This window comes from Belnapia moabensis DSM 16746 (assembly GCF_000745835.1).
Lineage (GTDB): Bacteria > Pseudomonadota > Alphaproteobacteria > Acetobacterales > Acetobacteraceae > Belnapia > Belnapia moabensis.
In genome coordinates, this window is sequence record NZ_JQKB01000035.1 from 35,528 (window position 1) to 58,828 (window position 23,301).

Consider the following 23,301-nt stretch of genomic DNA (forward strand, 5'->3'; position numbering starts at 1 on the left):
ACCATCCGCGATGAATCTGTTCCGTATTCCGGGCATCTGGTCGCTTCTGGCGAAGACCCTGGCGGCCGCCCTCATCGGCGCCGCCCTGTTCGGCGCCGCCGTCTCCAGCATGGCGATGCTCGACGCCGGCACCAATGACCGGGGCCTCGCCGCCGGCACCGCGGCAGCCGCCATAGCCGCCCCGGTCCTGCTGGTGCTGGGCCTCGCCTGGATCGTGGTCCGCGCCCGTCGCCGGCCTACGCCTGGGCAATCCCCCTGAGCCGCCCCACCCCCTCGGCCACCGCCGCCTGCAACAGCCAGGCATCCCCGCCCCAGGCCAGCAGGCGGAAGCCGTCCTGCCAGGCCCGCTCAGCCTCCTCCGCCCCCGTCACCAGCCGCCCCAGCCCCTTGCCGTGCTTCTGCGCCGCCGCGCAGACCCGCCGCGTCGCCTCGCGGAAGGCCGGATGGTCGAACTCCCCCGGAATGCCGAGCGAGGCCGAAAGATCGAAATGCCCGACCCAGAGCGCATCGACGCCATCGAGCGCTGCGATCGCCTCCGCCTGCTCCACCCCCTCCGCCGTCTCGATCATCAGCACCAGCACGGTGCGCTCATTGGCCGCCGCCAGCTTCGCCGCCGCCGGCCCCGCCCGGTAGTTGTCATGCGCGATCTGAAGCGCGACGCCCCTCCGCCCCTGCGGCGGATATTTCAACGCCGCGACGGCGGCCTTCGCCACCTCCAGGCTGCCGACCAGCGGCAGCATCACCCCCTCCGCCCCTACATCGGCGAGGCGGGCGATGTCATGCGCATCGCGCGAGGGCACCCGCACCAGGGTCGGGATGCCGCCCGCTTCCAGGTAGCGCAGCGCCGACTTCACCGTCTCGGTCGAGAAGCCGCTATGCTCCATGTCGAGGAAGGCGAAGTCGCAGCCCGCACCGGCCAAGATGTGCCCGATCCCCGGCGTCACGAATTCGACGAGGAAGGTTCCGGCAGCGAGTTGCCCCGACTGCACGAGTCCCTTGAGGCTTTGCGGCATGGACTTCTCCTCCCGGTTTGCCCAGAACAGGGCGTCATGGCTTACTGACATTTCAGGGTAAGGGAGAAGGCCAGTCTATGCCCGAAGCGCCGATGCCGCTGGCGACGGAAAGGCCCGACCGGGCGGTGGACTACTCGCCCCCCGTCGGCGATGAGGTGAAGACCACCACCTGCTACATGTGCGCCTGCCGCTGCGGCATCCGCGTCCACCTGAAGGATGGCCGCATCCGCTACATCGAGGGCAACCCGGACCATCCGGTGAACAAGGGCGTGCTCTGCGGCAAGGGCAGCGCCGGGATCATGACGCAATACTCGCCCGCCCGCTTGCGTGCGCCGCTGAAGCGCGTCGGCCCCCGCGGCTCCGGCGAGTTCGCCGAGATCTCCTGGGAGGAGGCGCTGGAGACCGCGACCGGCTGGCTCCGCCATGTCCGCGCCACCGATCCGCGCCAGCTCGCCTTCTTCACCGGCCGCGACCAGTCGCAGAGCCTCACGGGCTTCTGGGCCGCGCAATTCGGCACGCCGAATTTCGCCGCGCATGGCGGCTTCTGCTCGGTGAACATGGCCGCCGCTGGCCTCTACTCCATCGGCGGCAGCTTCTGGGAATTCGGCGAGCCCGACTGGGACCGCGCCAAGTACCTGCTGATGTTCGGCGTCGCCGAGGATCACGACAGCAACCCGATCAAGATCGGCCTCGCCAAGATGAAGGGCAGGGGGGCGAGGGTCGTCTCCATCAACCCCGTCCGCACCGGCTATTCCGCCATCGCCGACGAATGGATCGGCCTCCGCCCCGGCACTGACGGCCTCTTCGCGCTCGCCATCGCGCATGAGCTGCTGCGCACTGACCAGATCGACCTCGACTTCCTCGCCCGCTACACCAACGCCTCCTGGCTCGTGGTGCGCAACCCGGGCGGCGAGGATGACGGCCTCTTCGCCCGCGACGAGAACGGCAAGCCCCTCGCCTGGGACCGCGAGCGCGGCGCCATCGACGCCTCGCTGATGGACCTTTCCGCCGTCATGGTGGGCGAGGTCTCCCTGCCCGACGGCCGCCGCGCCCAGCCCGTCTTCCACCTCATGGCCGAGCGCTACCTCGCCCCCGAATACGCGCCGGACGCGGTCGCCGAACGCTGCGGCCTCCCCGCCGAGCGCATCCGCCGCATCGCCGCCGGGATCGCCGATGTCGCCTTCAATCAGGCGATCACGCTGGACCAGCCCTGGACCGATGTCTGGGGCCGCCGCCACGAGACGATGACCGGCCGCCCCGTCGCCTTCCACGCCATGCGCGGCATCAGCGCGCACAGCAACGGCTTCCATACCTGCCGCGCGCTGCACCTGCTGCAGATGCTGCTCGGCGCCGTCGATACCCCCGGCTCCTGGCGCTACAAATCGCCCTTCCCACGGCCGATCCCGCCCGGCCCCGGCCCCGCCGGCCGCGGCGCCAAGCCGAACACCCCGCTCGCCGGCAACATCCTCTCCTTCCCGCACGGGCCGGACGACCTGCTGGTCGATGACGACGGCAACCCGATCCGCATCGACAAGGCCTTCTCCTGGGACGCGCCGCTGTCGCTGCACGGGATGATGCACACCGTCATCGGCAATGCCGGCGCGGGCGACCCGTACAAGATCGACACGCTCTTCATGTTCATGGCCAACATGGCCTGGAACAGCGCGATGAACCCCGGCGAGGTCATCCGCATCCTCACCGAGACGCAGCCGGACGGCAGCTACACCATCCCGCACGTCATCTACTCGGACGCCTATTTCTCCGAGACGGTGCCCTATGCCGACCTGATCCTGCCCGACACCACCTATCTCGAACGGTGGGACTGCATCTCCATCCTCGACCGGCCGATCGGCAGCGCGCATGGCGCGGGCGACGCCATCCGCCAGCCCGTCATCAAGCCCGACCGCGACGTGCGCCCCTTCCAGGACGTGCTGATCGAGCTCGGCGCCCGCCTCGGCCTGCCCGCCTTCACCAAGCCGGACGGTACGCCCAAGTTCAAGGACTACCCCGACTACATCACCAACCATGAGCGCATGCCCGGCGTCGGCCCGCTCGCCGGCTTCCGCGGCGCGGATGGCAGCAAGAGGGGCGTCGGCGAACCCAACCCCGACCAGCTCCAGCGCTACATCGAGAATGGCTGCTTCTGGCGCGACCACCTGCCGCCGGAGCAGGGCTACTACAAGCACGCCAACAAGGCCTATCTCGAGCAATCCAAGGCCATGGGCCTGATGGGCAAGTCGGACCAGATCGTCATGCAGATCTGGTCGGAGCCCTTGCAGAAATTCCGCCTCGCCGCCGAGGGCCATGGCGCGAAGCAGCCGCCGGATCGCCTCCGCGAGCGCATCCGCACCTATTGCGACCCGCTGCCCATCTGGTACCCGGCGCTCGAGCATGAGGGCCAGGACCTCAACCGCTTCGGCCTCTCCGCCATCACCCAGCGCCCGATGGCGATGTATCATTCCTGGGGCTCGATGAATGCCTGGCTGCGGCAGATCATCGGCGCCAACAAGCTCTATATGGCGCGCAGCCGCGGCACGGCGCTCGGCCTCGCCCAGGACGACTGGGTCTGGGTCGAGAGCCGCGCCGGCCGCCTCAAATGCCAGGTCTCGCTGATGGAGGGCGTGAACCCCGACACGGTCTGGACCTGGAACGCCATCGGCAAGCGCGCCGGCGCCTGGAACCTCGACGAAGGCAGCCCGGAATCCACCCGCGGCTTCCTGCTCAACCACGTCATCAGCGAATGGCTGCCCGCCCAGGGCGGCTTCCGCCAGGCCAATGCCGACCCGGTGACCGGTCAGGCCGCCTGGTACGACCTCCGCGTCTCGGTGACGAAATGCGCCCCGGGCGAGGAGGGCATCACCAGCCCCCACCCGGACGCACCCGCCCTGCCGCCGCACATGCCGGCCCGTCCCGACATCCTCCGCTATTCGACGAAGGCAACCCCGTGACCTGCCTGCCCGAGATCACCCCAGGCCAGAAGAAGCTTGGCCTCGTCATCGACCTCGACACCTGCGTCGGCTGCCAGGCCTGCGCGACCAACTGCAAGGAGTGGAACGCCTCAGGCCATAGCGGCCCGCTGCCGGACACCAAGCCCTATTCGGCGGGCGCCGAGGGCGTCTGGTTCAACCGCGTCCACAGCTACGAGGCAGGGGAGGGGGAGCGCGGCCGCACCGTCAACTTCCCCCGCTCCTGCCTCCATTGCGAGACGCCCGACTGCGTCACCGTCTGCCCGACCGGCGCCTCCTACAAGCGCATCGAGGACGGCATCGTCCTCGTCGACCACGACCTCTGCATCGGCTGCGGATTATGCGCCTGGGCCTGCCCCTACGGCGCGCGCGAGATGGACGAGGACGAGGGGGTGATGAAGAAATGCACCCTCTGCATCGACCGCATCTACAACACCAACATCCCCGAGGCGCAGCGCCAGCCCGCCTGCGTGCTGACCTGCCCGACCAGCGCCCGCCATTTCGGCGACCTGGGCGACCCTGACAGCAAGGTCAGCAAGCTCGTCGCCGAGCGCGGCGGCCAGCCGCTGATGCCCGAGCTCGGCTACAAGCCGGTCAACAGCTACCTGCCGCCGCGCAACCGCAGCAGCGTCGCGGCGAAGCCGGATGAGGCGGTGCCGACGCCGATGGACATCAAGAACCCGCTGCTGCGCTGGATGGACAAGGTCCTCACCCGGTGAACCCCGCTCCTTCGATCGTCTTCTTCACCACCGCCTCCGGCGCCGGCTACGGGTTGCTCTTCTGGCTCGGCCTGCTGCGCCCGCTCGGCCTCGTCCCCGGCCAGGGCCTCGTCGCCCTGGCGCTGGCGCTGGTGCTGATCACCGCCGGGCTCCTGTCCTCCACGCTGCATCTCGGCAACCCGCAGCGTGCGTGGCGCGCCGTCTCGCAATGGCGCTCCTCCTGGCTCTCGCGCGAAGGCGTGGCGGCCATCCTCACCTACATCCCCGCTTTGCTGCTCGGCCTCGCCCTCTGGGTCGATGCCCCCGCGCTCGCGCTCATCGCCGGCCTGCTCGCCGCCGCCGGGGCGGTGGCTACCGTCTACTGCACCGGCATGATCTACGCCTCGCTGAAGCCCATCCGCCAATGGCACCACCCGCTGGTCGTGCCCGGCTACCTGGCGCTCTCCGCCTTCAGCGGCGCCGTGCTTCTGGCGATGCTCGCTGCCTTCGCCGGCGGCGGCGCGGTGCCGGCCCTGCTCGCGGTGCTGACCGGCGCCGCCGCGCTGCTGCTGAAGCGCGCCTACTGGCAGGCCATCGACTCTGGCCCGCCCATCGCCACCATCGAGAGCGCGACGACCCTCGGCTTCATCGGCAAGGTACGCCAGCTCGACCCGCCACATACCGAGCAGAACTACCTGCTGCGCGAGATGGGCTTCCGCATCGCCCGCAAGCATGCGGCGAAGCTCCGCCTCATCGCCCAAGGCGCCGGCTTCGCACTGCCGGTGCTGCTGGCGCTGCTGGCAGTCCTGGTCGGCGGCACGCCGGCGGTGCTGGCGCTGACCCTCGGCGCCGTCCTCGCCATCGGCGGCCTGCTGATCGAGCGCTGGCTGATGTTCGCCGAGGCGACCCATACAGTAATGCTCTACTACCGCGGCTAGAGCGGCGGAGCTGGGGGACGCGGCCGGTCGAGGGCCGCTCCGCTTAGGGGATCAGCCGGTCGGCGCGCAGCCGCCCGAACAGGTCGAAGAACGCCTCGTCCGTCGCCTGGTAGGCGGTGAAGCCCAGGCGCCGGCTCTTGCCCATGTCGGTCACCACCTCGATCGGGCGGCCGAGATCGGCATCGGTGTGCCAGGGCGAGGCAAGCCGGCCGAGTTCGGCCTCCGCCAGCCCCTCGCGCTCGGCGATGCGCCGCCAGACGGGTGCATCCTCCGCCATCTGCTCCTCGAGCGGCCGCACCGTGCCGTCGAAGGGCGCCGGCTCCAGCCCGAACCAGCCGGCGATGCGGCCCCACATCCAGCTCCAGCGGAAGATGTCGCCGTTCACCACGTTGAAGGCCTCGTCGTGCGCCGCGGGCGTGGTCGCCGCCCAGAGCAGGTGCCGGGCCAGCAGCCGCGCATCCGTCATGTCGGTCAGCCCATTCCACTGCGCGGCCGAGCCCGGGAAGCGGAAGGGCCGCCCCATTTCGCGGCAGAGCGTGGCGTAGACCGCCAGCGTGCTCCCCATGTTCATCGCGTTGCCGACCGCCTTGCCGATCACCGTATGCGGGCGGAGCACGCTCCAGCCGAAGCCGTCGCGCGTGGCTGCGGCGAAGACCTCGTCCTCCTGCGCGTAGTAGAAATTCTCGACATCAAGCCGGCCCTGCTCCTCGCGGAACGGCGTCTGCGGCAGCGCGCCCTTCCCATAGGCCTCGAAGGGGCCGAGATAGTGCTTCAGCCCGGTGACCAGCGCGACGTGCCGCAGGCTGCCGGCGGGGCGCAAGCCGTCGAGCAGGTTGCGCACCATCGCCGCGTTGACCCGGATGTTCTCCGCCTCGCTCTCCTGCCGCAGCCAGGTAGTGACGAACACGACCTCCGGGCGAATCCTGGCGAGCGCCGCAGCGACGCCGGCTGCATCCTGCAGGTCGGCGACGACCGGCAGCACGCCCTCCTGCCCGGTCGGCCGGCGCGCAAGGCCATGCACCGTCCATCCCTCCGCCGCCAGCAGCGCCGCCGTCGCGCCGCCGACGATGCCGCTCGCGCCCGCGACCAGTGCCGTGCCTGCCATCCCCAACTCCTGCATCCGTTGGCGGCGGAACTGGGCCCGGGGGCAGCGGCGTTCCAGACGGAACCGAATTGGGACATAGGCACCAGGAGGTCACCACCCATGCAGCCCGGCAGCCCAAAGGAGGACCGGCAGGAGGAATGGCGGGAGGATTGCGCGCCGCGGCGCGTGCTCGGCCTGTTCACGACCAAGTGGACGAGCATGGTGCTGCACACGCTGCACGCCCGGCATGGCGGCGCGGCCCGCACCGGCGTCCTGCAGCGCAGCCTGCCCGGCATCTCGAAGAAGATGCTGATCCAGACTCTGCGGGAGATGGGGGAGAGCGGCCTCGTCACCCGCCATGTCCGGGGCACGGTGCCGCCGGCGGTGGAGTACCGGCTCTCGGCGCTGGGGCGGCGCTTCGTCGAGCCGGTGGAACTGCTCTATGCCTGGGGCCGCGCCAATGCCGAGGCGCTCGACCAACTCGGAAGCCGCCCCACCTCGCGCCGCGGCTGAGCAACCCGGCCGCCGGCGGATCGGCCCGCCCCTTGCATGTCCTCCCCCCGATCCGCCACGCTGCGAAGCAGGGACGGCATAAGGGAGACAAGCGGATGCGACACAGCGCGCGATGGGCCATCGCGGCCATGGCCCTGACCCTACCGGCGAAAGCCGCCGACCTCACCATCGCGGTGGGCGGCGCCTTCACCTCGATGGACCCGCATTTCTTCGACCTCTCGCCCAACCACGCGCTGACCTGGCACGTCTTCGACCGCCTGGTTCACCCCGATGCCGAGCAGCGCCCATCGCCCGGCCTCGCCACCTCCTGGCGCGTGGTCGACGAGCGCACCTGGGAGTTCAAGCTGCGCGAGGGCGTCCGCTGGCAGGACGGCACGCCCTTCACCGCCGACGACGTGGTCTACACCTTCGCCCGCGCGCCGAACGTGCCGAACAGCCCGACCTCCATGGGCCAGTACATCCGCCCGGTGACGCGGCTCGAGGTGGTCGATGCCCACACCATCCGCATGCACACCGCCGAGCCCATCCCGCTCATCCCGCAGATGATGATGTCCTTCTCCATCATCGGCCGGAAGCAGGGCGAGGGGATGAGCACCGCCGATTACAACAGCGGCAAGGCGGCGGTTGGCACCGGCCCCTACCGCCTCGTCTCGCTGGCCCTCGGCGACCGCGCCGTTTTCGCCCGCAACCCGAACTACTGGGGCCGCACCCAGCCCTGGGAGCGCGTCACCTACCGGATGATCACCAATGACAGCGCCCGCGTCGCCGCCCTGCAATCGGGCGACGTGGACGCCATCGACACGGTGCCCACGCGCGACGTCGCCCGCATCTCGCGCGACAACCGCCTCACCGTCACCTCCCGCCCCGGCCTCCGGCTGATCTACCTCTATGTCGATGCCAACCGCCCAGTCTCGCTGTTGGTCACCGACCGCGAGGGCAAGCCCATCCCCAATCCGATGCGCGACGTGCGCGTGCGCCAGGCTCTCTCCATCGCCATCAACCGCGAGGGCATCCAGCGACAGATCATGGAAGGCTACTCGAAGCCCACCGGCCAGGCCCAGCCGGAAGGCGCCATGGGCTACGACCCCTCGATCGCCGTCCCCGCCTACGAGCCCGACCGCGCCCGCCGCCTGCTGGCCGAGGCCGGCTACCCCGACGGCTTCAACATCACCCTCAGCGGCCCGAACGACCGCTACGTGAATGACGACGCCATCGCCCAGGCCATCGCCCAGATGTGGGCGCGCATCGGCGTCCGCACCCAGGTCGCCACCAGCCCGGCCAGCGTCTTCTTCACCGCCGGCGGCGTGCGCGACGAGCACAGCATCGCCCTCACCGGCTGGAGCACCTCCACCGGGGAGCCCGACACGCATCTCTCGCTGATGCTGGCGACGCCGGAGCCCGAGCGCGGCCGCGGCACCCGCCTCCGCCCCAGCCACTACAGCAACCCCTCGCTCGACCGCCTGATCGACCGTGCGCTGACGACGATCGACCAGGAAGCCCGCGAGAAGCTCTATTTCGAGGCCATCCGCATCGGCTACCAGCAGGAGCTGGCGGTCATCCCGATCCACCACCAGGTCAACATCTGGGCGATGCGCAAGGGCATCTCCTACACGCCCCAGCTCTCGGAGCAGACCCGCGCCATGGAGTTCGCCCCGGCACGCTGACGACATCCCTGGCGTCCGGGGAGGGCAGCGCCCTCCTCGGCACTACTTCAGCAGGCTCAACCCGCGCAGCACCTCCAGCCCCGGCCCCGCCGCCTCGCTGTGCAACGGCCGCCCTTGGGCATTGCCCCGCGCCACGCTGAACCGCCCGCGATCCTGCGCCAGCTCCTCCGCCGAGAGCCGCCCATCCCCGTCAAAGTCGAGGCTCTCGACGGTCAGCTGCGCCGCAAGCTGCCCTGCCAGCGCGCCCGCCGCGACGGCGCCGGCCAAGTTCTCCCCGGTCACCCCCCCCTGCACCGCCACCAGCTAGGCCGCCCCGCGCGCCAGCCGCGCCAGCTCCGCCCGCGTCAGCCGCCCGTCGCCCGAGACATCCGCCTGCGCCACCACGGCGCCGAAGCAGCCGGCGGTATCGGCCCCGCCGCAGGCCGCCTCGGCATGCTCGAGCGCCGCCATCACCGCGACGCCCTCGCCATGCAGCAGCGCCACCTCCGGCGGCACCGCCTCGCAGCGATGCCAGCGGGTGAGGGGAGCCTCGCCCGGCAGCCGGTCCTCGCGCGCCTTGGCCTCGGGCTCCGCCGTCTCCAGCGCATCGCCCGCGGCGCGCAGCATCAGCCGAGGCGCCTCCGCCCCGCGCCCGGTGCCGACCAGCCAGTCCCCCTGTTGCCGCAGGACAGAGAAGCGCAGCAGCCGCCCAGCCCCCTCGCGCGGCACCCGCGCCGCGGCGCGATGGGTCAGGTGCAGCAGCGCATCCGGCCGGGCGCATTCGCCCTGGAACCAGGCGCCCTGCAAGACCTCCGGCACCGGCTGCGCCAGGGCGAGCCCCGGCGCCAACAGGAGAAGGGCAACCAGCAAGCGCCTCATTGCAGCACCACCTCCCGCCCGGCGCAGAGATCCGTGCCCGGCAGGGCGACCTCCCGCCCGTCGCGGAACACCGCCACCAGATCCACCCGGCACTCGCCGGGACCGCCGGGCGGGGCGAAATCCATCGCCTCCCCGGCGCCGAGCACGGTCCGGCCGAGCCGGTCCTCGCCGCGCTTCCCGCCCGGCGGGTCGGCATAGAGCTCCACCACCGGCTGCCCGCCCGCGTTGCGCAAGCGGATGCTGCCCGGCTGCGGCTCCTTCGCATCCTCCGCCGGCGCCGCCAGCTCATCCACCGTCCAGCCCGGCCGCAGCGCGATGGTGCCGAGCACGCAGATGTCGATGTCCCGCCGCTCCTCCGCCGAGTTGTTGTCGAAAAGGATGCGCAGATCGGCCCGGCAGCCGCCCTCCATCGCCACCGCGCGCCGCGCGCCGGGGGCGATCACCTCATCGCCCAGCGCATCCTCGCCCCATTCGTCGCTCTCGGCCGGGGAGAGGAAGACCCGCTCCACCGTGCGGCTGAAGCCATTGATCAGCGTCACCCGCCGCGACCCGCCTTCGCCGGCCACCGGCGCGCCGAAGCCGACCTGCCGCTGCGCGCAGAGATCGAGCCCGCGCTGCACCTCCTCGCGGTCATTGTCGAAGACGGCGCGCAGGTCGAAGCGGCACGCCTGCCCGCGCAGCCGCAGGCGGAAATCACCCTGCGGCTCGATTGTCTCGGAGCCCAGCCGATCCGCCCCCCACTCCTCCCGCCCGGTGGCGCGGGCATAGAGCTCGCGCAGCATCCGCCGGCCGCGGTTGCTCACCGTAACCTCCCGCACCGGCAGGCTCGGGTCGCCGAAGGCGAGGCGCGGCGTGCGGCAGATATCGTGGCGTTCGCGCACCTCCTCCTCGTCATCGGCGAAGACGGCGCGCACATCGACGCTGCACCCCGCCATGTTGCGGAGCCTCAGGCGGAAATCCTCCCCTGCGCCCACCACGTTGCTGCCGAGCCAGTCCGGGCCCCACTCCCGCGCCCGCACGGCGCGGCCGCCGGCCGGGGCGATATAGAGCTCGCGCAGGGCCTGGTCGGACTGGTTGTCGACGGTGACATCGCGCACCGGCCCGCTATCGGCGAAGGCGATGCGCCCGCCGCGGCAGAGATCGACCCGCCGCCGCATCTCGTCGCCGCCCTCAAAGACCGCCCGCGCCTCGAACTGGCAGTCCCGGGTGCGGCCGAGCGGCACCCGCAGCGTCGCCCGCGGCGGCAGCACGGCGCTGCCGAGCCGGTCCGGCCCATCCTCCGCGCCAGGGCGGAAGACATAGAGCTCCTGCATGATGCGATCCGTGTCATTGGCGACCGCCGCCTCCCGCACCGGGACGGGGGCCGGCTGGGCGAGGACTGGCCCGGCCAAATTCGGGGCGATGGCCAGCAGGGCCGCCAGGAGCAGGCGATGCATCGGGACTCCGCGATCGATTCGCCCGGACAGTGCCGCCCCACCACCCCCGGTTGCAAGCCCTGCGCGGATCACGGTCAGCCGGAAGGATGCGGCTCAGCGCCGTTCCGCGCTCTCCTGCGCATAGCCGCGGCCGTAGCGCCGCTCCAGCCGCCGCTGCACCAGGTCCCAGAGCGTCGTCATCACTAGGTAGTAAAGCGCCGCGACCGCGAAGAGCTCCAGCACCAGGAAGCGCTCCTGGATCAGAATCTGCGTCCGCCGCAGCAGCTCGTCGACGGAGATGACGCTGGCGACGGAGGTGGTCTTCAGCAGCCCGTTGACGCTGTTGCCGAGCGGCGGGATGACGATGCGCAGCGCCTGCGGCCAGGTCACCAGCCGGAACACCTGCCCGCGCCGGAGGCCGAGCGCCAGCGCCGCCTCCCGCTGCCCCTTCGGCACGGACAGGATGCCCGCCCGCAGGATCTCGCTCAGATACGCCGCCTCGTTGAGCGACAGCCCGAGCAGCGCCGCCTCCCAGACCGAGAAGCGCAGCCCGAAGAGCGGCAGCCCGGTATAGATGACGAGCAGCTGCACCAGCAGCGGCGTGCCGCGGAAGATCCAGCAATAGAAACCTGCCGCCCCCCGCAGCACCCGGCTGGTGGACAGCCGCATCACCGCGATGCCGAGGCCGATCACCAGCCCGCAGGCGAGCGAGGCCACGGTGAGCGCGACCGAGATCGCCGCGCCCTCCAGCAGATAGGCATTGAAGAGGTAGTCGAGGAACCCGTCCCAGCGCCAGGCTTGCACCTTATGCGGGACCGACTACCTCGAAGGCCCCGCCGTATTCCTTCACCCCGTACCGGTCCAGCAGCGCCTTGAGCGCCCCATCCGCCCGCATCTCCGTCAGCACACCCGCGACCGCCTCCGCCAGCGCCTTGCTGCGGAAGCCGAAATTGATCGGCGTGCCATAGAGCCCGCTGATGGCGCGGCTGAAGTCGCCGCGCTCCTCATACTCCTTGCCCGTGCTGTCGATGGAGATCGCCGCATCGAGCTGCCCGACGCGCAGCGCCTGGAAGGACACCGCGAAATTGTCGAAGGGCCGGATGGTGATCGGCCGCAGCTTCTTCTCCTCCAGCGCCTTGGCGATGTCCTGCGTCCGCCGGAACTCGAACCCACCCTGCTCCACGCCGACGGTGAGCCCCGCCATGTCCTCGATGCGGGCGATCTTCTTCGGGTTGCCACGCGGCACGCTGACGGTGATCGCTTGCTCCTCGTAGCGGACGAGGTACATCAGCTTGGCGCGTTCCTCGGTGTAGAACATGCCGGTGTTGATCATGTCCCAGCGCCGCGCCGCGAGACCCGGGATCATCGCCGCGAACTCGACGCGCACATGCTCGACGCCGAGGCAGAGCCGCTTGGCGATCTCCGCCCCCAGCTCCACCCGCATACCGACGAGCTGCCCTTGCGCATTGACGAATTGCATCGGCGGCAGGGTCGGGTTGGTCGAGAGGGTGAGCGTCCGCGCTTTCACCAGCTCGCCATCGGCCACTTTCGGCGCACAGCTTTGCCCGAAAGCGGGCAGGCTGACGGCGGCGCAGGCGGCACCCAGCAGGGAACGGCGAAGCATCATCTATCTCCTCACTCGGCCGCCGCGCGGGCGTCCGCAATCGCGCCCATCGCTTGCAAGACCGAGGCCAGCGCCGGCACATCCCGCTCCGGCAGCGGCAGGCGCGGCGGCCGAGGGTCGCCCATCTCCATCCCCATCAGCCCGAACCCCGCCTTGGTGCCGGAGACGTAGCGCGGCCCGCCCACCCAGGGCAGCAGCGGCGCCAGTTTTCTGTAGAGCGGCAGCGCCTTCTCCCGGTTGGCTTCAAAGGCAGCGGCCGCGAACATGTCCCGCGACAGCCGCGGCACCAGGTTGCTGCACACCGCCACCCAGCCGATCGCGCCGAGCCAGGCGCTCTCATACCCAAGCACGCCCGCGAACACCTCCATCCGGTCGCCGCAGAGCGCGATGATGTCGCGCACCCGCGTCGCCTCGAGCGTGCTCTCCTTGACGTATTTGCAGTTGGGGATGGTCGAGAGCCGCGCCAGCGTTGCCGGCAGCAGGTCGACATTCGCCGTCGCCGGGTTGTTGTAGACCATGATCGGGATGCCGATCGCATCCGCCACCGTCTTGTAGTGATGGAACAGCTCGTCCTCTGTCGGCACGGCGTAGAAGGGCGGGATGATCATCACCCCATCCGCGCCAAGCGCCTCCGCCTCGCGGCTCAGCGCGACGACTTCCCGCGTATCCTCCGCCCCCGTGCCCATCAGCACCGGCACGCGCCCGGCGGCGGTCTTCACCACCGTCTCGGTGATCGCCGTCCGTTCCTCGCGGCTGACGCTCAGGAACTCCCCCGTCGAGCCGAGCGGGATCAGCCCGTCGATCCCCTCCGCGATCTGGAACTCCACCAGCCGCTCCAGCGCCTGGAGATCGACGGCGGCGCCATCCGCGGTGAAGGGGGTGATGAGGACGGTATAGGTCCCGCGGAACGTCCCGGCCATGCTGCTTGCCCCTTCGGTCCTGCATGCGATGATGCCGGACTGAACAGGAAGTGGCGGACCCCGGCAAGCGCATGCGCCTCACCCATCCCGATATCCGCCCCACCTCCGCCCCCATCCGCATCAGCTTCGACGGCCAGGCGCTGGAGGCGCTGCCGGGCGAGACCATCGCCGCCACCCTCTCCGCCGCCGGCATCCTCGCCTACCGCACCACGCCATCCGGCGCCCCGCGCGGCCTGCATTGCGGCATGGGCGCCTGCTTCGACTGCCTCGTCACGGTCGATGGCCGCCCCGGCCAGCGCGCCTGCCTGACCAAGGTGCGGGACGGCATGGCGGTGACCGGCGCCCCGCCCGAAGCACCCGCCCCCCTCGCCACCGCCCCCGAGTCCATCCCCGAGCGCGACTGCGACGTGCTGGTGATCGGCGCCGGCCCCGCCGGCCTCTCCGCCGCCCGCGCCGCCGCCGAGGCCGGCGCCCGCACCCTGGTCCTCGACGAGCGCGCCGACGCCGGCGGCCAGTACCTCAAGCCGCTCGCCGCCTCCCACAGCCACGCCGCCCCCGACGCCCAGTTCCGCAAGGGCGAAACCCTCCGCGCCCTCGCCCAGGCCGCCGGCGCCGAGATCCTGACCGGCGCCACCGTCTGGGGCGGCTTCGCCCCCGACGAGATCGGCGCCCTGGTGGACGGCGCCGCCGTCACCCTCCGCCCGCGGCGCCTCATCCTCGCCCCCGGCGCGCATGAGCGCCCCGTCCCCGTCCCCGGCTGGACCCTGCCGGGGGTGATGACCACCGGCGGCATGCAGACCCTGGCCCGCGCCAACCGCGTCTCCCCCGGCCGGCGGATCGTCATCGCCGGCAACGGCCCGCTGAACCTGCAGCTCGCCTGCGAGCTGCTCGACGGCGGCGCCGAGGTGGTCGCGGTGGCGGAGGCCGCCCCCCGCCCTGGACTCGCCCAGTGGCGCGACGCCGCCCGCATCCTCCGCGCCTCGCCTGACCTCGCCTGGGACGGCCTCCGCTACCTCCGCCGCCTCCGCCGCGCCGGCATCCCCGTCCTTTGGGGCTCGTCGATCCTCGCCTGCGAGGGCGATAGCCGCTTCACCGCCCTCCGCCTGATGACGCCCACGGGCGAGCGCCGCATCGAGGCCGATGCCTGCGCCCTCAATCTCGGCTTCCAGCCGGAGACCGGCCTCGCCCGGGCGCTGGGCGCCGAGCACCGCTTCACCGGCGAGCGGCTGGAGACGGTCACGGCCGAGGACGGCCGCACCTCCCTCGCATCGGTCTTCGCCATCGGCGACGGCGCGGCCATCGGCGGCGCCCGCATCGCCCTAGCCCGCGGGCGCCTCGCCGGGCTGGCGGCGGCGGCCGATCTTGGCCTTGCCGTTCCCGACGCCGCCCCCGCCCGCGCCGCCCTCCGCCGGGCATTGGCTTTTCAGTCCGGCCTCTGGCGCCTCTTCGCCGCCCCGCCCCTCGACCTCACGGCGGTGCCGGACGACACCATCCTCTGCCGCTGCGAGGAAGTGACTGCCGGCCGCCTCCGTGCCGAACAGGCCGCCGGCCTCCGCTCGCTGGCGGCCCTGAAGAAGGCAACCCGCGCCGGCATGGGCCGCTGCCAGGGCCGCATGTGCTCCATCTCCGTCGCCCGCCTCTGCGGCGTCGCCGAGGAAGCCGGCTTCGCCGCCCCCCGCGCCCCGGTGAAGCCCGTCCCCGCCGCCGCCCTCATGCTGGAACTGGGGGAGGGCGGCGACTGGCCCATCGTCCCGCTCCCGCACTACAACCAATGGACCGCCCGCCCCGCCGCGCCCCTGGCCGAAACCTGCGACGTGCTGGTGATCGGCGGCGGCGTCCTCGGCCTCTCGACGGCGATGTACCTCGCCCGCGACGGCGCCGACGTGCTCCTCGTCGAGCGCGGCGAGGCCGGCATGGCCGCCAGCACCGCCAATGCTGGCAGCCTGCATGTCCAGCTCCTCACCTACGACTTCGGCGGCGATCAGAAGACCGGCCCCTCGCTCGACCGCCTCCCCCTCGGCCCGCGAAGCATCGCCCTCTGGCGCGAGATCGCCGCCGAGGCGGGGGAGGGGCTTGGCATCCGCACCGAGGGCGGCCTCATGCTCGCCGAGACGGAAGACCAGTTCCGCTGGCTCCGCGCCAAGGTCGCGGCCGAGAAGGCGAGGGGGATCGAGAGCCACCTCCTCGGCGCCAACGAGCTGATGAGTCTCGCCCCCTATCTCGGCCCTCACTTCATCGGCGCCGGCTTCGCCCCCGCCGAGGGCCAGATCGACCCGCTGCGCGGCACCCTCGCGCTCCGCCGCCTCGCTGCCCGAGCCGGCGCCCGCCTGCACGAGGGGGTGGAGGTCCAAGCCATCGCCCGCGAGGACTCGGGCTTCACCGTGACGACGCCCGGCGGCGCCATCCGCGCCGGGCGGGTGGTGAATTGCGCCGGCGCCCATGCCGGCCGCATCGCCGCCATGCTCGGCGTCACGCTGCCGGTGATCGGCTCCGTCCAGCAGGTCATCGCGACCGAGGGCGTGGCGCCGACCATGCGCCACCTCGTCGCCCATGCCGGCCGCCACCTCTCGCTGAAGCAGGGCGATGGCGGCCATGTGCTGGTCGGCGGCGGCTGGCCTGGTGTGCTCGATGCCCGCGGCGCCCCGCGCAACCTGCGCCGCTCCATCGAGGGCAATCTCTGGGTCGCCGGCCGCGTCCTGCCCGGCCTTGCCGGGATGCATGCCATCCGCGCCTGGACCGGCCTCGCGGTGGAGGTGGACCGCGCCCCGTTGCTCGGCGAGACGCCTGGGGTGCCCGGCCTCTTCCACGCCGTCACCAGCAACGGCTACACCCTGGCCCCCATCGCCGGCCGGATGACGGCGGATGCGGTTCTGGGTCGTGGCACGGTCCCGCCGGAATTCACCTTGGCTCGATTCGAGTAGCCGGCGGACTCGGAGAAATAGGTGAGGGGCTTGGGGAGAATACCTTCTCCCCAATCTCCTCTTTTTTGAGGGAGTTTGGACGGATGCAACTCGGCATGGTCGGCCTCGGCCGCATGGGCGGCAACATCGTGCGGCGGCTGCTCCGCGCCGGCCATGACTGCGTGGCCTATGACCGCGACCCCGCCCCCGGCGCCGCGCTCGCCAAGGAAGGCGCCCGCGCCGTCGACAGCCTCGAGGCCATGGTCGCCGCCATGCAGGCCCCCCGCGCCATCTGGATCATGCTCCCCAACGGCGCCCCGACGGAGGCCGCCATCGATGCGCTGGCCGCCCTGCTCTCCCCCGGTGACGTGCTGATCGACGGCGGCAATTCCATGTGGAAGGACAGCGTCCGCCGCGGCACCGCGCTGCGGGCCAAGGGCCTCCACTTCCTCGACATCGGCACCTCCGGCGGCGTCTGGGGCCTGGAGCGCGGCTATTCGATGATGATCGGCGGCGAGGACGAGGTCGTTCGCCGCCTCGACCCCATCCTCGCCGCCCTCGCCCCCGGCAAATCCGCTGCCGCCCCGACGCCAGGCTACAGCGGCGACCCGCGCCCGGAGCAGGGCTATGTCCATGCCGGCCCCAACGGCGCCGGACACTTCACCAAGATGATCCACAACGGCATCGAATATGGCATGATGCAGGCCTTCGCCGAGGGCCTCGACATCCTGAAGCATGCCGACAGCGACGCCCTCCCCGAGGACCAGCGCTTCACCCTCAACCTCGCCGAGATCACCGAGGCCTGGCGCCGCGGCAGCGTCGTCGCCTCCTGGCTGCTCGACCTGACCGCCCAGGCGCTCGCCAGCGACCCGCAGCTGGAGAGCTTCTCCGGTCATGTCTCCGACAGCGGCGAGGGCCGCTGGACCGTGCAGGCCGCGGTGGAGACGGCCGTCGCCGCCCCCGTCCTCTCCGCGGCGCTCTACGCCCGGTTCACCAGCCGCGACGAGGGCCGCTTCAGCGGCAAGGTCCTCTCCGCCCAGCGCAAGGGCTTCGGCGGTCACCTCGAGACCCCGAAGAAATGAGCCACTTGGTCCTGGTGATGGGCGTCTCCGGCGCCGGCAAGAGCACGGTCGGCAGCCTCCTCGCGGAACGCCTCGGCGTTCCCTTCGCCGATGCCGACAACTTCCACCCGCCCGCCAACATCGCCAAGATGAGCCGCGGCGAGCCGCTGACGGATGAAGACCGCTGGCCCTGGCTCGACGCCATCGGCGCCTGGCTCGACGCGCACGCGCCGGGCGGCGGTGTCGCCACCTGCTCGGCGCTGAAACGGGCCTATCGCGACCGCCTGCTCGCCGGCCGCCCGGCGGTGCGCCTGCTCCATCTGAGCGGCGACCCGGCGCTGATCGGCGCACGCCAAGCGGCGCGGCCCGACCACTTCATGCCGCCGAGCCTCATGGCCAGCCAGTTCGCCACGCTGGAGCCGCCGGCGCCGGACGACCGCACCATCGTCCTCTCGGTCGAGCCGCCGCCCGAGGACATCGTAAAGGCCGCACTGGCAGCCCTGGCCAATCCGTGAAGCTCCGCTTTATCCTTTGCCACCCCGCGCCGGAACTCTATGGCGAGCGGCGCGAGGGCCTGCTGGCGGCGGAGCTGCGCGCCCTCGGCCATGACGCCGCCGTGCTCCGCGCCGAGGCCGCCCCGGCGCCGCGCGTCACGCAGGCCGAGGGCGGCGCGCCCTTCCTCCACTTTCCTTCCGACGCGCCTGGGCTGCAGGCCCACCGCCAGGGCTCTGCCGCCATGGTGGAATGGCTGCGCGCCGACGCGCCGGATGTCGTGCTGTTCAAGGGCATGGACTACGACATCGTCGCGCATTGCCTGGAAGCCCTCGACCGCACGCGCTGCCGCATCGGCTTCGTCATCGGCGGCACCAGCATCCACCGCAACCTGGCCGCGGCCGATTTCGTCCTGGCCGAGAGCGAGTGGCAGGTCGAGGCCGTCACCCGCCATCTCGGCCGCGCCCTGCCGGCGGCGCGGCTGCCGAAGCACATCGACTGGCCAGCCGTCGATTCCGCCCATGCCGCCACCCGCGCGGAGGAGGCCAAGCTCTACGACCTCTGCAATGTCGGCGGTTTCGAGCCGCGCAAGAACCAGGCGGCGCTGGCGCCCCTCTTCCCCGACTGCCGCATCGCCCTCGTCGGCGACGGCGGGACGCGCGCCGCCGTCGCCGCCCTGGCCGAGCCCCACCCCGCGGTCCATCTCACCGGCCATCTGTCCCAGCCGGAGGCCTTCCGCGTCGTGGCGCAATCCTGGCTCATGGCGCATGCCTCTACTTGGGAGGGGGTGCCGCGCGTGATCGTCGAATCGCTCGCCTGCGGCACGCCCGTCGTCGCGCATGACTTCGCCATCCAGGCCCGCTTCGACACGCCCGCCGTGCGCCTCGTCCCAGCCGAGGAATTCCTCCCAACCATCCGCGCCCTGCTCGCCGACCGCCCCGCCCTGCTGGCCCTCGGCGAGGAGGCCCGCCGCTACGCGCTGGAGCGCCACGGCCCCGGCCTGCTCGCCCCCGCCGCCGCGACGCTGCTGGCCCTGGCGCAGGGCACCCCGCGGGGCTAGAGCGGTCCCATCATCCTATGGAAGGGACGCCGCCCATGGCCCTCGACGCCGCCACCCGCGCCAAGCTGGAGAAGATCACCACCGCCACCATCACCACGGTGCTGCTGAAGCGGGGCCTCCGCAACATCTGGCTCCGCGGCACGCCACCCTTCACCCCGGCCGCCAAGGGCAAGCGCCTCGTCGGCCCTGCCTTCACCCTCCGCTTCGTCCCCGCCCGCGAGGACCTGGCGACGCCCGAGAGCTGGTCCTCGCCGAAATCGACGCGCGCCGCCATCGAGGCCATGCCGGAAGGCGTCATCGTCGTCGCCGACGCCATGGGCGTCACCGATGCCGGCATCTTCGGCGACATCCTCTGCGCCCGGCTGGTGAAGCGCGGCGTCACCGCCCTGGTGACGGATGGCGCCGTGCGCGACGTCGCCGGCGTCATCGGCACCGGCCTGCCGGTCTACTGCTCCGGCGGCGCCGCCCCGCCTTCCGTCGCCGGCCTCACCTTCGTCGATTGGGAGGAGCCGATCGGCTGCGGCGGCGTCGCCGTCTTCCCTGGCGACGTGATCGTCGCCGACGACGACGGCGCCGTCTGCATCCCCGCCGCCTTCGTCGACGAGGTCGCCAATACCGGCGAGGAGCAGGAGCGGCTCGAGGCCTGGATCGTCGGCAAGGTCGAAGCCGGCGAGACGCTCCCCGGCCTCTACCCGCCGAACGCCGAGAACAAGGCCCGCTACGAGTCCGAGAAGGGCAAGTGAAGCCCACCCCGCCCGGTCCCGAGCATTTCCCCTTCTGGACGGAGGAGAAGCTGCGGATCGCCGATACCGACCTCAACGGCCATATCAACAACGGCGCCTATGGCGCCTTCTTCGAGGCCGGGCGGGGGGAGCTGCTGACCGAGATCGCCGGGCCACCGCAGACACGTATGGTGGCCATGGCGCTGGCCCGCGTCGAGATCGACTACCTGCGCGAGCTGCACTACCCCGGCCGGGTGCGGATCGGCACCTGCGTGGCCCGCATCGGCGGCAGCAGCTTCTCGCTGCAGCAGGCCCTCTTCGCCGGCGAGGCCTGCCACGCCGCCGCGCTCTCGGTCATGGTGGTGCTCGACCGCGAGACGCGCCGCGCGACGGCCATCCCGCCCGCGCTGCGCGTCGCATTGGAACGGCTCACGGGAGGCCACGCGCGCCCGGAGGCGTGAATCCGTCCCACGGCAACCCCTCGTATCGCGGGCGTCAATCCGCCCCATAATGAGCCGGCGAATCACGGAAGGGCACGAGCGCCCGAACCTTGATCCGCCCGCCAACAAGGAAATGTCCGGGAGGAACCGCAACCGCCATGAAGCGCCGTACCCTGCTCGCCGCCGCCAGCCTCCTCGCCACCCCCAGCCTGGCGGCCGAGCCCTGGCCCGCACGTCCGGTGCGCATCGTCGTGCCCTTCCCGCCGGGCGGCACGGTCGACATCCTCGGCCGCCTCACCGCGAGCTGGCTGCAGGAGGCGACGGGCCAAAGCTTCGTCGTCGAGAACCGCTCGGGCGCCGGCGGCAATATCGGCGCCCAGGCGGTCTCCCGCGCCACGCCGGATGGCTACACCCTGCTGATGGGCTCGCCCGGCACCCAGGCCATCAACGCCCATCTCTATCCGAACCCCGGCTATGACGGCATCGCCGACTTCGCCCCCATCTCGCTCGTCGCCGAACTGCCGAACCTCCTCGCCGCCCATCCGTCCCTCGGCCTGAAGACGATCCCCGACCTCATCGCCCGCGCCAAGGCGGAGCGCCTGGCCTATGGCGAGACGAGCATCGGCGGCAGCACGCATCTCTCGGCCGAGCTCTTCCGCCTCCAGGCCGGGATCGAGGGCGAGCACATCACCTATCGCGGCAGCGCGCCGATGCTGGGCGACCTGCTGCCCGGCCGCATCGCCTGGGGCGTCGACAACCTGCCCTCCATCCTGCCGCATGTCCGCAGCGGCGCGCTGACGGCGCTCGGCGTCACCAGCAAGGCCCGCTGGTCAGGCGCCCCCGACATCCCCGCCATCGCCGAAAGCCTGCCCGGCTACGAGGTCACCGCCTGGTTCGGCCTGCTCGCCCCGCGCGGCACGCCGCCCGAAGTGATCTCGGCAGCCAACGCGGCCCTGCAGCGCATGCTCGCCACCCCGACGGCAGCGCAGCGCCTGGCGGAAATGGGCGCCACCCCCATCCCCGGCACGCCGGAAGCCTACGGCGCCCACATCGCCGCCGAACACGCCAAATGGGGCGAGGTGATCCGCCGCGCCGGCATCCGCCTCCCGTGAGGTCCCCACAAGATCGCGGGATGTCTCACGCTTTCATACACAAACCCGAGATGTCTTAAATAAACGACAAAACTCGCATATCAGTGATTGGTGCAGATGTGTCTCAACCGGTAGATGATATTCCCAAGGCAGCCTGAACCGCCGAAGCCCCCCGCCGGAGATCCACATGTCCGCCCTTCGCCAGATCCTCATCGTCGAGGACGACGCCGCGCTGCGCGCCACCCTTGCCGAGCAGCTCCTGCTCGCCGGCGAGTTCAGCGCCGACGAGGCCGAGAGCGCCGCCGAGGCCGAGGCCAAGCTGGCCCGCGCCGATGCCCGCTACGACGCCATCCTGCTCGATGTCGGCCTGCCCGACGCCGATGGCCGCGACTTCTGCGCCAGCCTCCGCCGGGCCGGCCGGAACATGCCCGTCATCATGCTGACCGGCGCCGATGCCGAGTCCGACGTGATCCGCGGCCTCGATTCCGGCGCCAACGACTACCTGGCGAAGCCCTTCCGCCTGCCGGAGCTGCTGGCCCGCGTCCGCGCCCAGCTCCGCGTCTACGACAACACCGAGGAAGCCACCTTCCTCATCGGGCCCTATGTCTTCCGCCCGAGCGTCCGCCTGCTGACGGACACGGCGCGCAACCGCAAGATCCGCCTGACCGACAAGGAATGCGCGATCCTGAAATTCCTCTACCGCGCCGGCGGCAAGGCCGTGCCCCGCCCGGTCCTGCTGAACGAGGTCTGGAACTACAGCAGCTCCGTCTCCACCCACACGCTCGAGACGCATGTCTACCGCCTGCGCCAGAAGATCGAGACGGACCCGGCCCAGCCGCGCCTCGTCATCACCGAGCATGGCGGCTACAGGCTCGACGCCGCCAGCCTGGCCCCCGCCGAGCGCTGACGCCGCGGCGCAGGCCGTCCCGCGCCGCCCTCCAGCGCGAGCACGGCCTGCGTCAGCGCCACCGGGTCGAAAGGCTTGTGGAACACCCGCTCCCAGTCGGCGAAGGCATGGCCGACGAACAGCTCCGGGCTGCCGGTCTCGTAGATCACCAGCAGCCCTGGCCGCAGCAGCCGCGCCGCCTTCGCCAGGGCGAGCCCATCCTCGCCCGGCCCGAGATCGAGATCGGTGACGAGCACATCGATGCATTGTGCCTCATCCTCGACGATCGTCATCGCGTCCTCGGCATTCTCCGCCTCGAGAACATCGAGCCCGGCCGCCTCGAAGAAGTCGGCAAGGGTGACGCGAACCATGGCGTCATCCTCCACCAGCAGCACCGTCATCGTCCTCGCCCCTTGTCTCCTGAAGCCATCATGACTTCAGGTTGAAATCATGCGCCGTCGCCCAGGCCAGGAGTCATCACGGAGTCGCAATCTTACATCGTCGTTACCCGCGTAGGTTGTAGAAATATTAACGAACACTCGTTAGTTCGAGCTGGTCCGTCCACCTCCGGCCTGTCCGCTGCCATCCCAGGCAAGTCCCGATTGCGGAACGCCCGGTCTTGTCGAGCGGCAGCGCTGGAACTTCAGAGTCCATCCGGGATCATTCTGTTCTCTGACATAGCCTTCGAAGCATACGTCGGACGGAGGCCCATTGCAGGAAGGCAAGCGCGCGACGGTTCAGGCACTCCCAATCCTTGGCCAATCGTCGGCAGCGGTTGAGCCAGGCGATGGTGCGCTCGACGATCCAGCGCTTCGGCAGCACGACGAACTTGCGTAACTCGGATCGCTTGACGATCTCCAGGTTGATGTGGCGGCAGGTCGCGCGCAGCCCGGCCTGGAAGTTGGCGCCCTGGTACCCGCCATCGGCGTAGAGCTTCAGCAGGAAAGGGTAGAGGC

At 71.2% G+C, this 23,301-nt stretch carries 24 protein-coding genes; 14 read left to right on the forward strand and 10 right to left on the reverse strand.

Annotation, left to right across the window (positions count from 1 at the left end; genetic code table 11):
* Positions 1–10 precede the first annotated feature (10 nt).
* Positions 11–259 (forward strand): hypothetical protein, encoded by a 249-nt coding sequence (locus tag EP26_RS19140; protein ID WP_043340961.1) that lies wholly within the window; start codon positions 11–13, stop codon positions 257–259.
* Here the strand turns inward: EP26_RS19140 and EP26_RS19145 are convergent.
* A complete protein-coding gene (locus EP26_RS19145) occupies positions 237–1,013 on the reverse strand; it encodes an HpcH/HpaI aldolase family protein (RefSeq protein ID WP_043340966.1) in 777 nt (258 codons plus the stop codon). The two genes, EP26_RS19140 and EP26_RS19145, sit on opposite strands and share 23 nt — an antisense overlap.
* Positions 1,014–1,090: 77 nt before the next feature.
* Between EP26_RS19145 and EP26_RS19150 the strand changes: the two genes are divergently transcribed.
* The 3 genes from EP26_RS19150 to EP26_RS19160 are packed head-to-tail and all read left to right on the forward strand — an operon-like array spanning position 1,091 to position 5,615.
* Positions 1,091–3,961, forward strand: coding sequence for a molybdopterin oxidoreductase family protein (locus tag EP26_RS19150; RefSeq protein WP_043340968.1), 2,871 nt, complete (start codon positions 1,091–1,093; stop codon positions 3,959–3,961).
* On the forward strand, positions 3,958–4,698 hold the full coding sequence (locus EP26_RS19155) for a 4Fe-4S dicluster domain-containing protein (protein ID WP_043340970.1): 741 nt from the start codon (positions 3,958–3,960) through the stop codon (positions 4,696–4,698). Before EP26_RS19150 ends, EP26_RS19155 begins: the two co-directional genes overlap by 4 nt.
* Entirely contained in the window at positions 4,695–5,615 is a 921-nt protein-coding gene (locus tag EP26_RS19160) for a dimethyl sulfoxide reductase anchor subunit family protein (protein ID WP_043340972.1), read from the forward strand. Before EP26_RS19155 ends, EP26_RS19160 begins: the two co-directional genes overlap by 4 nt.
* A gap of 43 nt (positions 5,616–5,658) precedes the next feature.
* Here EP26_RS19160 and EP26_RS19165 read toward each other — a convergent pair whose 3' ends face one another.
* Positions 5,659–6,720, reverse strand: coding sequence for an SDR family oxidoreductase (locus tag EP26_RS19165; RefSeq protein ID WP_043340975.1), 1,062 nt, complete (start codon positions 6,718–6,720; stop codon positions 5,659–5,661).
* Between the two features lie 99 nt (positions 6,721–6,819).
* On the opposite strand from EP26_RS19165, the gene EP26_RS19170 reads away from it, so the two are divergent.
* Entirely contained in the window at positions 6,820–7,212 is a 393-nt protein-coding gene (locus EP26_RS19170; RefSeq protein ID WP_043340977.1) for a winged helix-turn-helix transcriptional regulator, read from the forward strand.
* 95 nt (positions 7,213–7,307) lie between these two features.
* Positions 7,308–8,876: an ABC transporter substrate-binding protein gene (locus EP26_RS19175; RefSeq protein ID WP_043340980.1), complete on the forward strand. Its 1,569-nt coding sequence runs from the start codon at positions 7,308–7,310 to the stop codon at positions 8,874–8,876.
* 42 nt (positions 8,877–8,918) lie between these two features.
* Here EP26_RS19175 and EP26_RS19180 read toward each other — a convergent pair whose 3' ends face one another.
* The 6 genes from EP26_RS19180 to EP26_RS19205 form a co-directional block, all read right to left on the reverse strand.
* Positions 8,919–9,176: a hypothetical protein gene (locus EP26_RS19180; protein WP_043340982.1), complete on the reverse strand. Its 258-nt coding sequence runs from the start codon at positions 9,174–9,176 to the stop codon at positions 8,919–8,921.
* Positions 9,177–9,179: 3 nt separating this feature from the next.
* Complete coding sequence (locus EP26_RS19185) at positions 9,180–9,734, reverse strand: hypothetical protein (RefSeq protein ID WP_043340986.1); 555 nt, start codon at positions 9,732–9,734, stop codon at positions 9,180–9,182.
* Positions 9,731–11,170 (reverse strand): hypothetical protein, encoded by a 1,440-nt coding sequence (locus tag EP26_RS19190; RefSeq protein ID WP_043340989.1) that lies wholly within the window; start codon positions 11,168–11,170, stop codon positions 9,731–9,733. Before EP26_RS19190 ends, EP26_RS19185 begins: the two co-directional genes overlap by 4 nt.
* A 93-nt stretch (positions 11,171–11,263) precedes the next feature.
* Positions 11,264–11,953, reverse strand: a complete 690-nt coding sequence (locus tag EP26_RS19195) for an amino acid ABC transporter permease (RefSeq protein WP_043340991.1) — start codon at positions 11,951–11,953, stop codon at positions 11,264–11,266.
* A gap of 1 nt (position 11,954) precedes the next feature.
* Entirely contained in the window at positions 11,955–12,773 is an 819-nt protein-coding gene (locus EP26_RS19200) for an ABC transporter substrate-binding protein (RefSeq protein WP_043341026.1), read from the reverse strand.
* An 11-nt stretch (positions 12,774–12,784) separates the two neighbouring features.
* Complete coding sequence (locus EP26_RS19205; RefSeq protein ID WP_043340992.1) at positions 12,785–13,693, reverse strand: dihydrodipicolinate synthase family protein; 909 nt, start codon at positions 13,691–13,693, stop codon at positions 12,785–12,787.
* Positions 13,694–13,764: 71 nt separating this feature from the next.
* Here EP26_RS19205 and EP26_RS19210 point away from each other — a divergent pair, with 71 nt between their 5' ends.
* The 8 genes from EP26_RS19210 (at position 13,765) to EP26_RS19245 (ending at position 22,366) form a co-directional block, all read left to right on the forward strand.
* Positions 13,765–16,614, forward strand: coding sequence for an FAD-dependent oxidoreductase (locus EP26_RS19210; RefSeq protein ID WP_043340995.1), 2,850 nt, complete (start codon positions 13,765–13,767; stop codon positions 16,612–16,614).
* Between the two features lie 83 nt (positions 16,615–16,697).
* A complete protein-coding gene (gene gnd / locus EP26_RS19215) occupies positions 16,698–17,675 on the forward strand; it encodes a phosphogluconate dehydrogenase (NAD(+)-dependent, decarboxylating) (protein ID WP_043340997.1) in 978 nt (325 codons plus the stop codon).
* Positions 17,672–18,169 (forward strand): gluconokinase, encoded by a 498-nt coding sequence (locus tag EP26_RS19220; RefSeq protein WP_043340998.1) that lies wholly within the window; start codon positions 17,672–17,674, stop codon positions 18,167–18,169. The genes gnd and EP26_RS19220 overlap by 4 nt, the downstream gene beginning before the upstream one ends.
* On the forward strand, positions 18,166–19,206 hold the full coding sequence (locus EP26_RS19225; RefSeq protein ID WP_043341000.1) for a glycosyltransferase family 4 protein: 1,041 nt from the start codon (positions 18,166–18,168) through the stop codon (positions 19,204–19,206). The genes EP26_RS19220 and EP26_RS19225 overlap by 4 nt, the downstream gene beginning before the upstream one ends.
* Before the next feature lie 35 nt (positions 19,207–19,241).
* Positions 19,242–19,949 carry a ribonuclease activity regulator RraA gene (locus EP26_RS19230; RefSeq protein WP_043341003.1) on the forward strand — a complete coding sequence of 236 codons (708 nt, stop codon included), beginning with the start codon at positions 19,242–19,244 and terminating at the stop codon, positions 19,947–19,949.
* Positions 19,946–20,389 carry an acyl-CoA thioesterase gene (locus EP26_RS36310; RefSeq protein WP_043341005.1) on the forward strand — a complete coding sequence of 148 codons (444 nt, stop codon included), beginning with the start codon at positions 19,946–19,948 and terminating at the stop codon, positions 20,387–20,389. The genes EP26_RS19230 and EP26_RS36310 overlap by 4 nt, the downstream gene beginning before the upstream one ends.
* A gap of 137 nt (positions 20,390–20,526) precedes the next feature.
* Positions 20,527–21,480, forward strand: coding sequence for a Bug family tripartite tricarboxylate transporter substrate binding protein (locus EP26_RS19240; protein ID WP_043341008.1), 954 nt, complete (start codon positions 20,527–20,529; stop codon positions 21,478–21,480).
* Between the two features lie 166 nt (positions 21,481–21,646).
* Positions 21,647–22,366 (forward strand): response regulator transcription factor, encoded by a 720-nt coding sequence (locus EP26_RS19245; RefSeq protein WP_043341009.1) that lies wholly within the window; start codon positions 21,647–21,649, stop codon positions 22,364–22,366.
* On the opposite strand, the gene EP26_RS32150 is transcribed toward EP26_RS19245, so the two are convergent.
* Positions 22,324–22,746: a response regulator gene (locus tag EP26_RS32150; RefSeq protein ID WP_052389381.1), complete on the reverse strand. Its 423-nt coding sequence runs from the start codon at positions 22,744–22,746 to the stop codon at positions 22,324–22,326. The genes EP26_RS19245 and EP26_RS32150 overlap by 43 nt on opposite strands.
* Positions 22,747–23,005: 259 nt before the next feature.
* A partial coding sequence (locus tag EP26_RS19255) for a transposase (protein WP_043341010.1) occupies positions 23,006–23,301 on the reverse strand: 296 nt, incomplete at its 5' end.

Coding starts and splice junctions, on each gene's coding strand:
- EP26_RS19220 (WP_043340998.1), top strand. CDS start 17,672: ATGAGCCACTTGGTCCTGGTGATGGGCGTCTCCGGCGCCGGCAAGAGC.
- EP26_RS19165 (WP_043340975.1), bottom strand. CDS start 6,720: ATGGCAGGCACGGCACTGGTCGCGGGCGCGAGCGGCATCGTCGGCGGC.
- EP26_RS19230 (WP_043341003.1), top strand. CDS start 19,242: ATGGCCCTCGACGCCGCCACCCGCGCCAAGCTGGAGAAGATCACCACC.
- EP26_RS19190 (WP_043340989.1), bottom strand. CDS start 11,170: ATGCATCGCCTGCTCCTGGCGGCCCTGCTGGCCATCGCCCCGAATTTG.
- gnd (WP_043340997.1), top strand. CDS start 16,698: ATGCAACTCGGCATGGTCGGCCTCGGCCGCATGGGCGGCAACATCGTG.
- EP26_RS19240 (WP_043341008.1), top strand. CDS start 20,527: ATGAAGCGCCGTACCCTGCTCGCCGCCGCCAGCCTCCTCGCCACCCCC.
- EP26_RS19205 (WP_043340992.1), bottom strand. CDS start 13,693: ATGGCCGGGACGTTCCGCGGGACCTATACCGTCCTCATCACCCCCTTC.
- EP26_RS19140 (WP_043340961.1), top strand. CDS start 11: ATGAATCTGTTCCGTATTCCGGGCATCTGGTCGCTTCTGGCGAAGACC.
- EP26_RS19185 (WP_043340986.1), bottom strand. CDS start 9,734: ATGAGGCGCTTGCTGGTTGCCCTTCTCCTGTTGGCGCCGGGGCTCGCC.
- EP26_RS19145 (WP_043340966.1), bottom strand. CDS start 1,013: ATGCCGCAAAGCCTCAAGGGACTCGTGCAGTCGGGGCAACTCGCTGCC.
- EP26_RS32150 (WP_052389381.1), bottom strand. CDS start 22,746: ATGACGGTGCTGCTGGTGGAGGATGACGCCATGGTTCGCGTCACCCTT.
- EP26_RS19210 (WP_043340995.1), top strand. CDS start 13,765: ATGCGCCTCACCCATCCCGATATCCGCCCCACCTCCGCCCCCATCCGC.
- EP26_RS19170 (WP_043340977.1), top strand. CDS start 6,820: ATGCAGCCCGGCAGCCCAAAGGAGGACCGGCAGGAGGAATGGCGGGAG.
- EP26_RS19200 (WP_043341026.1), bottom strand. CDS start 12,773: ATGCTTCGCCGTTCCCTGCTGGGTGCCGCCTGCGCCGCCGTCAGCCTG.
- EP26_RS19175 (WP_043340980.1), top strand. CDS start 7,308: ATGCGACACAGCGCGCGATGGGCCATCGCGGCCATGGCCCTGACCCTA.
- EP26_RS19245 (WP_043341009.1), top strand. CDS start 21,647: ATGTCCGCCCTTCGCCAGATCCTCATCGTCGAGGACGACGCCGCGCTG.
- EP26_RS19150 (WP_043340968.1), top strand. CDS start 1,091: ATGCCCGAAGCGCCGATGCCGCTGGCGACGGAAAGGCCCGACCGGGCG.